The sequence below is a fragment of the Alicyclobacillus cycloheptanicus genome (genome assembly GCF_028751525.1).
Lineage (GTDB): Bacteria > Bacillota > Bacilli > Alicyclobacillales > Alicyclobacillaceae > Alicyclobacillus_L > Alicyclobacillus_L cycloheptanicus.
The window spans coordinates 1,476,026-1,488,157 of record NZ_CP067097.1; the positions used below are offsets into that span (position 1 = coordinate 1,476,026).

Annotated in this window: 13 protein-coding genes; 5 read left to right on the plus strand and 8 right to left on the minus strand. The window is 57.1% G+C overall.

Annotated features, from left to right (window positions below):
- Positions 1-36: 36 nt before the first annotated feature.
- The 4 genes from nagB to JI721_RS06735 all read right to left on the minus strand — a co-directional run bounded on the left by nagB (position 37) and on the right by JI721_RS06735 (position 3,537).
- Positions 37-789, minus strand: a complete 753-nt coding sequence (gene nagB / locus JI721_RS06720; protein ID WP_274457262.1) for a glucosamine-6-phosphate deaminase — start codon at positions 787-789, stop codon at positions 37-39.
- Positions 790-867: 78 nt separating this feature from the next.
- On the minus strand, positions 868-1,992 hold the full coding sequence (nagA, locus tag JI721_RS06725) for an N-acetylglucosamine-6-phosphate deacetylase (RefSeq protein WP_274457263.1): 1,125 nt from the start codon (positions 1,990-1,992) through the stop codon (positions 868-870).
- Between the two features lie 5 nt (positions 1,993-1,997).
- Complete coding sequence (locus JI721_RS06730; RefSeq protein WP_274457265.1) at positions 1,998-2,744, minus strand: SIS domain-containing protein; 747 nt, start codon at positions 2,742-2,744, stop codon at positions 1,998-2,000.
- A 64-nt stretch (positions 2,745-2,808) separates the two neighbouring features.
- Positions 2,809-3,537, minus strand: a complete 729-nt coding sequence (locus JI721_RS06735; protein ID WP_274457266.1) for a GntR family transcriptional regulator — start codon at positions 3,535-3,537, stop codon at positions 2,809-2,811.
- Between the two features lie 289 nt (positions 3,538-3,826).
- Here JI721_RS06735 and JI721_RS06740 point away from each other — a divergent pair, with 289 nt between their 5' ends.
- The 5 genes from JI721_RS06740 (at position 3,827) to JI721_RS06760 (ending at position 9,227) form a co-directional block, all read left to right on the plus strand.
- Complete coding sequence (locus JI721_RS06740; RefSeq protein ID WP_274457267.1) at positions 3,827-4,807, plus strand: ROK family protein; 981 nt, start codon at positions 3,827-3,829, stop codon at positions 4,805-4,807.
- A gap of 37 nt (positions 4,808-4,844) precedes the next feature.
- Positions 4,845-6,194, plus strand: a complete 1,350-nt coding sequence (locus JI721_RS06745) for an ABC transporter substrate-binding protein (RefSeq protein ID WP_274457268.1) — start codon at positions 4,845-4,847, stop codon at positions 6,192-6,194.
- A 91-nt stretch (positions 6,195-6,285) separates the two neighbouring features.
- Entirely contained in the window at positions 6,286-7,179 is an 894-nt protein-coding gene (locus JI721_RS06750) for a carbohydrate ABC transporter permease (protein WP_274457269.1), read from the plus strand.
- A complete protein-coding gene (locus JI721_RS06755; RefSeq protein ID WP_274457270.1) occupies positions 7,176-8,012 on the plus strand; it encodes a carbohydrate ABC transporter permease in 837 nt (278 codons plus the stop codon). The genes JI721_RS06750 and JI721_RS06755 overlap by 4 nt, the downstream gene beginning before the upstream one ends.
- Positions 8,013-8,096: 84 nt before the next feature.
- Positions 8,097-9,227 carry an ABC transporter ATP-binding protein gene (locus JI721_RS06760; protein WP_274457271.1) on the plus strand — a complete coding sequence of 377 codons (1,131 nt, stop codon included), beginning with the start codon at positions 8,097-8,099 and terminating at the stop codon, positions 9,225-9,227.
- 69 nt (positions 9,228-9,296) lie between these two features.
- Here the strand turns inward: JI721_RS06760 and mctP are convergent, their stop codons facing one another.
- The 4 genes from mctP to JI721_RS06780 all read right to left on the minus strand — a co-directional run bounded on the left by mctP (position 9,297) and on the right by JI721_RS06780 (position 12,122).
- A complete protein-coding gene (mctP, locus tag JI721_RS06765; RefSeq protein WP_274457272.1) occupies positions 9,297-10,808 on the minus strand; it encodes a monocarboxylate uptake permease MctP in 1,512 nt (503 codons plus the stop codon).
- Between the two features lie 30 nt (positions 10,809-10,838).
- Positions 10,839-11,030 (minus strand): DUF3311 domain-containing protein, encoded by a 192-nt coding sequence (locus JI721_RS06770; RefSeq protein ID WP_274457273.1) that lies wholly within the window; start codon positions 11,028-11,030, stop codon positions 10,839-10,841.
- A 304-nt stretch (positions 11,031-11,334) separates the two neighbouring features.
- Positions 11,335-11,586 carry a hypothetical protein gene (locus JI721_RS06775; RefSeq protein ID WP_274457274.1) on the minus strand — a complete coding sequence of 84 codons (252 nt, stop codon included), beginning with the start codon at positions 11,584-11,586 and terminating at the stop codon, positions 11,335-11,337.
- Between the two features lie 89 nt (positions 11,587-11,675).
- Positions 11,676-12,122, minus strand: coding sequence for a DUF4190 domain-containing protein (locus JI721_RS06780; protein ID WP_274457276.1), 447 nt, complete (start codon positions 12,120-12,122; stop codon positions 11,676-11,678).
- Positions 12,123-12,132: the final 10 nt, after the last annotated feature.

The following is a 12,132-nucleotide window of genomic DNA, read 5'->3' on the forward strand; positions in this document are numbered from 1 at the left end:
TGACGGACCGCCGTGGCGAAGAAGCGGGTCTTTGCTTCAGGGCTCGGTCCGCAGGGTTCCGTCTGCCGCAAACAGGTCGCGGGCAGCCTCCTTGTCGAGGACGACCGTCACGTTTTTGTGCAACTGGAGCACACTCGCAGGCACCTCGGTGCGAATTTCACCCAGCACCGTTTCCGCGATGATGTGCGCTTTTTTCTGCCCGAAGGCCATCAGGACAATCTCTTCCGCTTGCAGGATGGCCTGCATGCCAACCGTGATGGCCTGTTTTGGCACGTCCTCCACGCGCTCGAAGAGGGCGGCATTGCTTTGTACGGTTTCAGGACGCAGGTCGACGACGTGCGTCTTCGTCAACAACAAATCGTCGGGTTCGTTAAACCCGATGTGACCGTTCACGCCGATGCCGAGGATTTGAAAGTCAATCGGGCAGCGCCGCACAATCGCGTCGTACCGCGCGCACTCTTGCGCCAAATCCGAGGCCACACCGTTCGGGATGTGGATGTTTTCTGGTGCAATGTTGGTCCTGGAGAACAAGTGGCGTTTCATGAAGCAGGCATAACTTTGTTCATGGTCCGGCGGCAGGCCAATGTATTCGTCGAGGTTAATGGCAATCACGTTGGACAAATCGAGCCCGCACTGATGCAGGCGAACCAGTGCTTCGTAGAACGGGATGGGCGTGCGTCCCGTGGCAAGGCCCAGCACCGGTTGAGGGCGCTGGACAATCACCCGTTCCGCGAGTGCCGCCACATAGATGCCTGCGTCGTGCGGGCTGTCGAAGACGCGGATTCTCATCGTGATCCCTCCGTGGTCCATGCATCGCGATTGAACAGGTCGTATGAATTGCGCGCCGGCACACCCTGGGCATCCATCTTATGCCTGGTACACCAGCTGTCCGCGCACAAAGGTGTGCGTGACGTCCCATGCAGCATTGACGGCGACCAGGTTCGCCGGGTGTCCCGCGGCGAGGCGGCCATGCGGCAGGTTCAGGAGCGCGGCCTGGTTGCCCGATGTCACGACCGGTATGTCCGCGTCCTGCAGCGCATCGCAGGCCAGCAGGTTCTGCACGGCTCGGTCCAGTGTCAGTACACTGCCCGCCAGCGTACCATCTGGCAATCGGACGGTGCCGTTTCGGTAGGTGACGGTCTGCTGGCCCAGGTCATACGTGCCCTCCGGCATGCCGGCAGCGCGGATCGCGTCCGTGATGAGCAGCACGCGATGCACCCCTTTTTGCCCAATTGCGATGCGCATGACGGCCGGGTGCACATGGTGTGTGTCAGCAATGAGCTCGACGTAGGCTTCGACCGTGTCCAGCGCGGCGCCGGCCAAGCCTGGCGCGCGGTGATGAAGGCCGGTCATGGCGTTGAACAGGTGGGTCGTGCTCTGTACGCCGCGCGCGAAGGCTCTGCGGGCCTCTTTGTACGTGGCGTTGGAGTGACCAGCGGCCACCACCACCCCGAGACGCTGGGCTTCATCAATCAATTCGTCAGCGCCTTCTAGTTCTGGCGCCAGTGTGATGTATCGCACGGTGCCACCCGAAGTTTCCATCCATCGGCGCAAGCGGTCCACCGATGGGGGTTTGATGTGCGCTTGCGACTGCGCACCAGGCCGGTTGGGATGGATGAATGGCCCTTCGAGATGGAACCCGAGCACTTCTGCGCCCCCCGTTTCGAGCTCCGGGCGATAAGCGCGCAAGGCGCGTTCAATGGCGGTGTCACTTTCTGTGATGGTCGTCAACAGTAACGCGGTGGTACCGTGCCTGGCGTGGGTTTGGCAGATTTGACGGTATGCCTCCATCGTCCCGTCCATCGTCTCGGCACCGCCTCCGCCGTGCACGTGCACGTCGATGAACCCAGGCAGCAGTTTTCCTCCGGTGTCGATGAGTTGGCAGCCAGTCAGTTCGTTCTGCGTGAACCTTCCGATGGCCTGAATGCGCCCCGCCTCGACGAGGATTTGCTGGACCACCCCGGACACTTCCCCTTGGATTGCCTGTTTCACAGCCGTCACTCCCGCCTCCGGTCGTCTGTTGTAAGACGAACGGTTTCGTTCCAAGCATCGGCACCATCCAGGTTGGAACTCTTCAACACGGGGACTGACACGCCCCATTCGAGCAAGTTCCGTGTGATTTCGGCGGTCAGGCACTGCGCGATGACGGCCCCGGTGACCGATGAAATCGGGCAAACTTTTGTGCCTAGCCGCTCGTCGTACAGCATCGCGTCACCCACCGGTCCGCAGTTGTCAATGACATCGTCTGCAACTTCGAACAGCCGCTTGCCCGACGGATGCCGCGAGGCGACCGACAAGGTGTGGCTCATGGACGTTACGCCAATCACCGGGATGCCCCTGTCTTTCAGGAGCAGCGCGAACTCGACCAGCGCGCCGTTGCGGCCTGAGTGAGAAACGATGATGGCGGCGTCCGCTGGCTGGATGTCACAGCAGGCGAGCAGTTCATGCGCCACTTGCGGATCACGTTCGAGGCTCGGATCTTCGAGGTCACTCGCGGCTCGTACGCCCCTGCGCTGCAGGTCGTCGGTCGATATCATGTGCATGGGGACGAGGCCGCCCGCGCGGTTGCACATTTCCATTGCGAATACCCTGGAGTGGCCGGTACCGAACAAGTGAACGACACCGCCAATCCGAATGCGGTTCGCCAACCGGCCGGCCACTCGCTTGATGGCGGGCAGTTGGGTCGTCTTGACCTTGGTCAGCGCGTCATCCACGCTGGCAAAAAACGATTCTGCAGAAACCACGCTCCTGCCGCCTCCTCTTTGACATTCGTTACTCAAATGGACGCACATCTCAGCGGTCACGCGGCTACAACAAGAGCTCGGACTCGAATCGATAGCGGTCGCCGCGGTAAAACGACCTGACCCACTCGACAGGGGTCCCGTCTCTGGTGAATGTCTTTCGGGTCATCTTGAGGACGGGTGCGCCTTCTGGCGATTTGAGGAGCTCTGCCATGTGCTGCGGCGGCACCAGCGTCTCAATCGTCTGATGGGCGCGTGTCAGTTCCAGTCCGCATTTTTCTTTGAGTGCGACGTACAAGGACTGCAGTTCGACGAACGATACCTCCGTCAATTTTTCACACAGTTCGTAGCACAGGACAGCGTTCTCCAATGCCATGGGGATCCCGTCCGCCAAGCGCAGCCGGTTGAGCTCGAACACGAGTCCTTGTGGCGGCAGTGCAAGCATCGTGCGTTCGACAGCGGTGGCTTCGCGGATTTCGAGCTTCAACACGCGCGAACTGGCCACCATCCCCAGCCGCCTCATGTCCTCCGTGAAGGAGGTCAATTGACCCAAAGGCTGTTGTATTTTCGGAGAAGAGACAAACGTACCCCGTCCGCGTGTTCGAACCACCCGCCCCTCGGCCGCCAATTCGCTGATGGCTTGGCGCACGGTGAGCCGGTTCACGCCGAAATCCTCCGCCAGCTCCCGCTCCGGCTGAATCATGTCGCCTTCCTGCCATTCGCCGGAATCCATTTTTTCTACCATCCACTGTTTGACTTGCAAATATAAAGGCACAGAATTGCTGCGGTCAATCACCTCCCGCACACTCCCTTTCCGAATGCAAAACAAATCACTTTCTCGCTCGAAAAAGTCTATACCTAAATGAAACGAATTCCCTTTCGTATGTGGAATTGACCATTTGATTATACCTATCTGACGCCGACATCTAATACAGATTTATCACAAAATTTTGTTGACTGCAATAGAAGTCCGTGTATACTGTAGAAAAAGGTGATTGTAAAGAATTCAAAAAATAGTTTGTCTCGTGTTGCGGATGGCTGTGAATGTATAGACTTTTCTTTTACCTTTCGATGGAAGGGTCCTGATGCACGTGTCGTACGTGGTGGCACTGGATGTGGGGGGAACAACCATCAAGGGCGCGGCGTTCACGGGGAGCCGACAGGTGGCTGAAGTCCGTGCGAGGACGTACGTCACGAAAAACGAACCCCACGAGGTTCTCAACCGCATGCTCTCTGTCATCCGGGAACTCACGGACAGTGTCCAAGGCCTTGGACCGCTGGCCGGCGTTGGCATCGGGCTGCCGGGGTTGGTCAATGCCCGGGAAGGCGTGGTGCACGCGGCTGCAAACCTCGCGTTGAACAATATCAATGTGAAGCGTTGGATGGAGGAGAAGCTGGACGTTCCTTGCCTGGTACAGGGTGACGCACGTGTTGGGGCGATTGCCGAGCATCGGCTGGGTGCGGGGAACCAGGTGCCTTGCATGTTGTACGTGGCGATTGGGACCGGTGTAGGCTCTGGCATGATTCTCAACCGCCAATTGTATGAGGGATGCCATGGTTTTGCCGGGGAAATTGGCCACATCGTGATGGACCCAGGGGGACGCGTCTGTGCTTGCGGGAAACGCGGGTGTCTGGAAACCTTGGTCTCGGCGCCGGCCATCGTCCAGGCGTACAGGCAAATGGCGGGAAGCGGAAAACAGCGGCACTCGGCAGAAGCAATTGCAGACCGGGCGAGACAAGGGGATGCGGCTGCCTTGGAAGTGTATGAGGCGGCTGCGCGCGCTTTATCCATGGCGCTGGCGAACTGCTGCACCCTGGTCGATCCAGCCGTGATTGTCATCGGGGGCGGTCTGTCGCTCGCAGGTCCAGTGCTCTTTGACCCGATACGCCGCTACTTTTCGATATACGCGTTACCGGAGGTTCGCGAGAGCGTGCAAATTCTCCCGGCTGCGTTTGGCGACCGTTCAGGTGTCGTGGGGGCAAGTATCCTCGTGACTGAGTTCGTCGCGAACACAGCCGGGACATCTGGAGGTGGTGCTGCTTCGGTCACGCACGAGCCTGGTTAGAGGCGGTTCATCGACATTGTAAAGGGGGAGGCAATGAATGAAAGGAAAGAAAGCGAGTGTGCTGGCACCCGTCATGCTGACGGCGTTGGCGGGTACGGTCATTGTGGGCTGTGGGACAGGGAACCAGGCAGCATCGAACGGTACATCGAAGACGGGTTCCCAAGGCAGCGGGGGAACCCTCAAAATCATCATGTGGGTCAATCCACCGGCCGTGAACGCTGTCAAAAAAATTGACGCGGAATTCGAGAAAAAGTACGGCATCAAAGTGGACCTGCAGACGATGGCGAACGACACGACTGGTTATCAAACCCTGCAGCAGACGGCCGTCCAGGCAGGCACGGCAGATATCATGGCGATTCAGCCGTTTGATCCGATGCCGGCCAACATGAGCAGCAGCAACCTGTCCAAGACGCAGGAATGGGCAGTCAACAACGTGTTCATGCCGCTCAATGGGCAGCCTTGGCTGTCCAAGTTCAACACGAAGGACTTGCAGGCCGCTGCGTATAACGGAAAAGACTATGGCCTTGTGACTGGCGTCTACCAAACTGGAATCTTCTACAACAAGGAAATTTTCCAAAAATACGGACTCCAGGTTCCCACCACGTACGATCAATTTATCAACGTTTGCAAGACGTTGGAAGCCCACCATATCACGCCGGTGTGGACGGGCATTTCCGGGGGTGCGACCTTCTACCTTGAGTTCATGATGTTCCCGCTCATGCAGGATTTGATTTCACCGAGCTTGGGCAGCACGGATTTGAGCGATGCGTTGGCCACGGGCAAGGTCAAATGGACCGACCCTCGGATGGTGACCGCTCTGGAAGAGGAAAAGACGATTGCCTCAAACTATCTGGAAGACAACTATGCGGGTCAAAACTGGCAGCAAATGCCCGGCGACTTTGCTTCTGGCAAGGCAGCGATGCTGCTGGACGGGTCCTGGGACATTTCATCCGTGCTGCAGGCCAATCCCAAGATGCAGATTGGCTACTTCCCGCTTCCCGGTTCGAATACAGCGGCTGACAACCAGCCGGTGTCCAACGCCGACCTGACATGGGTTGTCTTGAACAACAGCAAGAATAAGACACTGGCTGAAAAGTGGCTGTCCTTTTTTGCAACCCCTTCGATTTACAGTCAGTACGTGGACGCCACGGGTATTTCTCCAAGCGAAAGCGGGTCGTACACCAGCGCGACCGCCAAGATTATGGGGAAGTGGTTCGGCCAGGGTCGACTGATTCAGCAGACTCCCAATTTCCTCTTGCCCAGTGGTCCATATGACTTGCAGCCCACGAACTTCTGGAACGAGCAGTTAAAGATGCTCGAGGGCGGAATTTCACCAGCAGCTCTGGCACAGGAGTATCAGAACGCGCAAAACCAAGTGTCGCAATAACAATGCGTCGCCGCCGGGGATGTTTCCTGATAAAGGCTCCCCGGTTGCGGAAATCAGTAGGAAGTGAATCTCAACCGAAGGAGACATCCCGTTGAACAACGTATTCGGTGGACGGCAGAGATCGCTGATTTACCTGACCATGGCGCCCGGGCTCCTTGTTTTCCTGCTGTTCGGTGTGATTCCATCTGTGGCGACCTTGGTGATTTCCTTCACAGATTATTTGGCGATCCCGGGTGTGCCCACACACTTTGTCGGATTTGCGAACTATATTCAACTGTTTGTGAGCAACGCGGCGGGCCTGAAGGAATCGCTGCTGGACACGCTGATGTTCGCAGGGGGCGTCACCATTTTTCAAAATCTGATTGCTCTGTGGCTGGCCAATGCGCTGACCAAGAAATTTCCCGGTGTCCGGCTGTTCCGTACGCTGGTGTTTATGCCCATCGTCCTCGGTGTGACCGTCATCGGCCTGATGTGGTCCTTGCTCCTGGCGCCGTCCGGAGGACCAGCGGCTGCGCTGCTCGGGCTGTTTGGAACCTCCTCGGCGTTTTTTGGTTCCAGCAAACTGGCCATGCCGCTCGTGATTTTCGTTCAAATATGGGCGAACCTCGGCTTCACGACGGTTGTTTACATAGCAGGCATCCACACCGTACCTCGTGAGTTGGATGAGGCGGCCAAAATCGATGGCGCTTCTGGCTGGAAGCGATTTTGGCGTGTCACCTTCCCCATGATCGCGCCGAGCGTCACTGTGAACGTCATTCTGGCGGCGGCAGGGTCGCTGCGCACGTATGACCTGATTTACGTCCTGACGGACGGAGCGAACCATACGAATACCCTCGGAATGTACATGTTCAACACTGCATTTCAGGGGTCAGGCGACCTGGGGCTGGGGGCCGCCATCGGCATGCTGCAGTTCATCATCACCATCATCGTTGTCTTTGCCCTGCAGCGATACCTGACGCACAGGGAGGAGGCGATGTCATCGTGAGGTCTTCGCAAGACAAACTGGAAAAGAACTGGGTCACGTTGTTGATTGTGGTCGGGCTGGTCGTGGTGGTCTTCTATTTTGGGCCCCTCTTGTACGTGGTGAACATCTCTCTGCAGAGCCAGCAGCAATTCTTAACGCATGCGATGTCCATTCCACACCCATTTGAGTGGTCCAATTTTGTGCAGGCGTGGCAGCAGGCCTCGATGGGTGCGTATTTTCTGAACTCCATCCTGTATACCATCATCCCGACCATCGTCGCGCTCATGCTGAGTGTTTGTCTTGCGTTTCCAATCTCCCGGAGGTACATCCATGCGTCCAGGAAAATTCATGCACTGCTCACGTCCGGGTTGTTTTTTCCCGTCGCCTACATTCCGCTCTTCATTGAAGCTCGCATGCTGCATTTGTACGACAATCGGCCAGGGTACATGATTTTGCACCTCCAGGATGCGATGGTCTTTGGCTTCTTCCTGTTTGTCGGCTACTTTCGCACGATTCCGAGGGAACTGGATGAGAGTGCCGTCATCGACGGCTGCAACTATATTCGATACCTGGCCACCATCATTTCCCCTTTGGCGAAACCGGCCTTTGCCACGATGGGGATTTACGCGGCGATTCAAATCTGGAACGACCTGATTGGGCCGGTTGTCTTTCTGGCGACGCCCAGTTTGTTTCCGCTGTCGAGAGGATTGTTTGTGTTTTACGGAACGAACGCGGGGGAGTGGACATTGCTCGCCGCAGGCGTACTCATCGCCGCGGCTCCGCTGGTCATTGCCTTCCTGCTTTTGCAGCGCTACTTCATTGAGGGTGCGACCGCTGGTGCGCTCAAGTCGTAAATCCACGGGGTGTTCCAGGCGCTGCCCTTTCCCGCGTTCAGCCGCCGTTTGGGGCACTTGTCACGAGTCAGAGGAGGATTTAACATGGCACGCGTACGACTGCAGCATGTGGTCAAGCACTACACGGCAAACGTACCAGTCGTTAAAGATTTTCACCTGGATATCGAAGATCAAGAGTTCGTGGTCTTTGTAGGCCCGTCCGGATGTGGCAAGACAACGACCCTGCGCATGATTGCTGGACTGGAGACGGTCACTGCAGGGGACATCTTCATCGGGGAGAAAAGAGTGAATGACGTGCCTCCGAAAGATCGCGACATCGCCATGGTGTTCCAGAACTATGCGCTGTACCCGCACATGACGGTGTATCAAAACATGGCGTTTGGGTTGAAGCTGCGAAAGCTTCCGAAGCACGAAATCGACAGGCGGGTCCATGAAGCTGCGCAAATTCTCGATATCGAGCACCTGCTGGATCGCCGGCCGAAGGCCCTGTCAGGCGGGCAGCGGCAGCGTGTCGCCTTGGGCCGCGCGATTGTGCGAGAACCCCAAGTCTTTCTCATGGATGAACCCCTGTCCAATCTCGACGCGAAACTGCGTGTGCAAATGCGGGCTGAGATTCGCAAGTTGCATCAACGGATTGAGACGACGATGATTTACGTCACGCACGACCAGGTCGAGGCGATGACGATGGGAGACCGTATCGTGGTGATGAACGACGGCGTGATCCAACAGTGTGATACGCCTGCGGAGGTGTATCATCACCCTGCCAACCTGTTCGTGGCGGGGTTCATTGGCTCACCTGGGATGAACTTCGTCCGCGGCGAATTGCGCGAGGAATCCGGCAAGCTGTACTTTATGGGGGACGGGCTGAAACTGATGGTGCCTGAACGCCGCCGTGCGTCCATTGCGTCGCCCGATGGAGGCGGGGCCGGATCGCGATCTGTCGTGCTGGGTGTTCGTCCGGAGGACATCCAACATGCGGAAGCCGTGAAGCCGACCGATGCACAAGCGCTTCTGTCCGCGCAGGTGGAAGTGGCAGAACATATGGGGTCGGAAATTTATCTGCACGTCGTCGTGGGTCACGCTGCGATGGTGGCCCGCATCAATCCCCGCTTTCACTACGTGCCAGGGGACAGGGTCGAGTTGGTGCTGGACATGCATCGCGTTCATTTGTTTGATGGAGAAACGGGGATGGCCCTCCCCGGAGCGCACACATAGACAAAGGGTGCCGGTCAGCGCAACTGCGCTGCCGGCACCTTGTTTGATCAAAATTTGATAAAACGCAGCTCAGGCGCTCGGTTCGATGGAATAGTCGCTTGCCGATGTCGCGTCCGTTCCTTGGCCCAGCTTGACGGCCTGGAAGATGAGTGTGAACACGACCGTCACCAGGACGTTTACAATGAGCGCCCAGATGCCAGCGTACCCCGCCCAGGTCTGACCAAAGATGTGCAGCGCGTACGTGGTCGACTTGTACCCGGTTGTACCCCACATGTAGATGCCGTAGAGGATACCAACCGCCCATCCGAGCAGCAGCGCCCGACGGTGGAACCACCGCGTATACAGGCCGAAGATGATCGCCGGCAGTGTCTGCAGCACGAGGATGCCGCCGACCTGCTGCATGCTGATGGCGTACTGCTGCGGGAATCCGAGAATGAACACCAGCGCGCCGACCTTGACAATCAAAGAGACGAACTTGGCAACCTTTGCTTCGTTTTGCGGCGAAGCAGATTTGTTGAAGTACGCTTTGTAAATGTTCCGCGTAAACAGGTTCGACGCCGCGATGGACATGATGGCGGCCGGAACCAGGGCGCCAATGGCGATGGCGGCGAATCCGAATCCAGCGAACCAGCTTGGGAACTCCTTCAAGAACAACAGCGGCACAGCGGCAGACGTGTTTTTGGTCACAATCCCTGCGGCCAGCGCCATGAATCCAAGCAGTGCAATGATGCCAAGCGCAAAGGAATAGGCCGGCAGCAAAGCCATGTTCCGCTTGATGACTCTGCGGCTGCTGGAACTCAAGATGCCGGTCAACGAGTGCGGATACAGGAACAGTGCCAACGCGGAACCCAATGCCAGTGTTGCATAAGGCGCATACATGGACGGCGTTGCCACCGGTGCGCCGGGAGGCGTATGGGTTGCCAGCGCGGCGCTGGCGGCTGAGAAAATGTGGCCAAACCCGTGAAGTTTCATCGGGATCACGATGATGGCCACGATGACCGTGATGTAAATCATCAAATCCTTCACAACGGCGATCATCGCCGGCGCCCGCAGTCCGCTGGTATACGTATAGAGGGCCAGGATGACAAACGCGATAATCAGCGGCCAGTCGCCGCCCAGTCCCATGGCGGCCAGGACCGCCTGCATACCGGTCAATTGCAGCGCGATGTAAGGCATGGTTGCGACGATGCCTGTCACCGCGATGGCGAGTGCCAGGGTCTTGTCCCCGAATCGCCCTTCAATAAAGTCGGATGCGGTCACGTAGCCGTGTTTCTTGGCCACGGACCAGAAACGCGGGAGAATCGCAAAGAAGATGGGGTAAATAATGATGGTGTACGGAACGGCGTAAAAACCAAGCGCCCCGGCGCCGTACATGAGCGCGGGCACTGCGATGAACGTATAGGCCGTGTACAAGTCGCCGCCGACCAGGAACCATGTGATGAGTGTTCCAAATTTGCGTCCGGCAAGTCCCCACTCTTCCAGGTGATTTAAATCGGCCTTTCGCCAACGTGCGGCCACGAAGCCAAGTACGGTGACCAGAAGAAAGAAAATGATGAAGATGACGAGCGCTGTCCAATTCATGATGGGCTGCTCCCCCCTTACCGCCGAATTTTAGTTGTTTTTCAACGCTGCATACATGATTGCAGTGAGGATGGCACTAATGATGACCCACATCATTTGGTACCAATAGAAGAACGGGACCCCCCAAAGTGTCGGCGTGACGGACGAGTAAAAAGACGGGAACAGTGTTCCAATCAGCGGAATGAGGGCCAAGACATACCACCACTTGCTGCCCTTTTTCATGTTGGTTCACCTCCTTTCCATGCATGCGGTATCATGCCTGTACTTGTGAACCGCAAAGCGCTTTCATGGAGGCAGACCGCTTTCACCTCGTGTACCCTTCTCCGCTCACGGCACAGGCATTGATACTCCTGCTGGATTGTATAAAATCTCTATGGAACTGAGGGAAATCACAAAAGTGAATCTTTTCTATAGATGTGTGTGCTCATGGAATATTCGTTCTTATTGTACCGAATCTACTATGGAAATGCATCTTTTTCAGCAGCGATTCAGCGTGGATATCGAGGAGGCAGTGACGCGGAGGCAGTTACTCGGTTTCGATCAGCAATGCGGACAAGGCGATGTATGTGGCCAACAGCCGCACGGTGGTTGTGACGCCGCCCAGCCCCGAATGGATCATATTCAAGATCCAAAGCATCGTGGCGTTCAAGACGATGTACAGAAAGGCGAGGTAGCGATATTCAGGTGGGAGGAAGGCTTCGAGGAGAAGGAATGTAACCATGGAGATGACAAACGTTTTTGCGAAAAAATCACCCGTTGTATTTGTCTGCCCGTCCATTCCTGTCGCCCCCTTCCACAAGCGTATGCGGGCTTCGCTGAGCACGCCTGTTGCACCCGCCCAGCTATGGACGCCGTCCGTCCTCATCATTACAGGGTTACGGTGTTCAGGGGCGTTCCGTTTAGGTTGGGACTGTTCGTGCCGAGTATCAGGACCACCACAATCACCGCCCAAAAGAGCACGGTACCCAGGACGCCGACACCGCCGCAGATGACCCCTGCGATGCTCATGCCTTTGCCGGGCTGCTTCTTGGCGAGTGTGATGGACCCAAGCACAATCGCCGCCGCACCTGCACCAAAGCCGAGAAACGGAATCCACCACAGGACCAAACTGGCGATCCCGGTGATGAGGGAAGCGACGGCCTTTCCATCCGCGGGGGGCTGTGTCACATCCCCGACTTGGGGGTGCGGTTGAGACGGGGAGCCGGAGCCAGTCTGCACCTGTGCTGGGCTGGGTTCCTGTTCTGGTACAGATGCGGGTTGACCCTCGGTCGTTTGTTCGCCCATTCGAGCCTCATTTTCTGGTGTCCAGTCCAATGTATATCTG

Coding starts and splice junctions, on each gene's coding strand:
- nagB (WP_274457262.1), bottom strand. CDS start 789: ATGAGAATCCGCGTCTTCGACAGCCCGCACGACGCAGGCATCTATGTG.
- JI721_RS06740 (WP_274457267.1), top strand. CDS start 3,827: ATGCACGTGTCGTACGTGGTGGCACTGGATGTGGGGGGAACAACCATC.
- JI721_RS06745 (WP_274457268.1), top strand. CDS start 4,845: ATGAAAGGAAAGAAAGCGAGTGTGCTGGCACCCGTCATGCTGACGGCG.
- JI721_RS06760 (WP_274457271.1), top strand. CDS start 8,097: ATGGCACGCGTACGACTGCAGCATGTGGTCAAGCACTACACGGCAAAC.
- mctP (WP_274457272.1), bottom strand. CDS start 10,808: ATGAATTGGACAGCGCTCGTCATCTTCATCATTTTCTTTCTTCTGGTC.
- JI721_RS06770 (WP_274457273.1), bottom strand. CDS start 11,030: ATGAAAAAGGGCAGCAAGTGGTGGTATGTCTTGGCCCTCATTCCGCTG.
- JI721_RS06775 (WP_274457274.1), bottom strand. CDS start 11,586: ATGGACGGGCAGACAAATACAACGGGTGATTTTTTCGCAAAAACGTTT.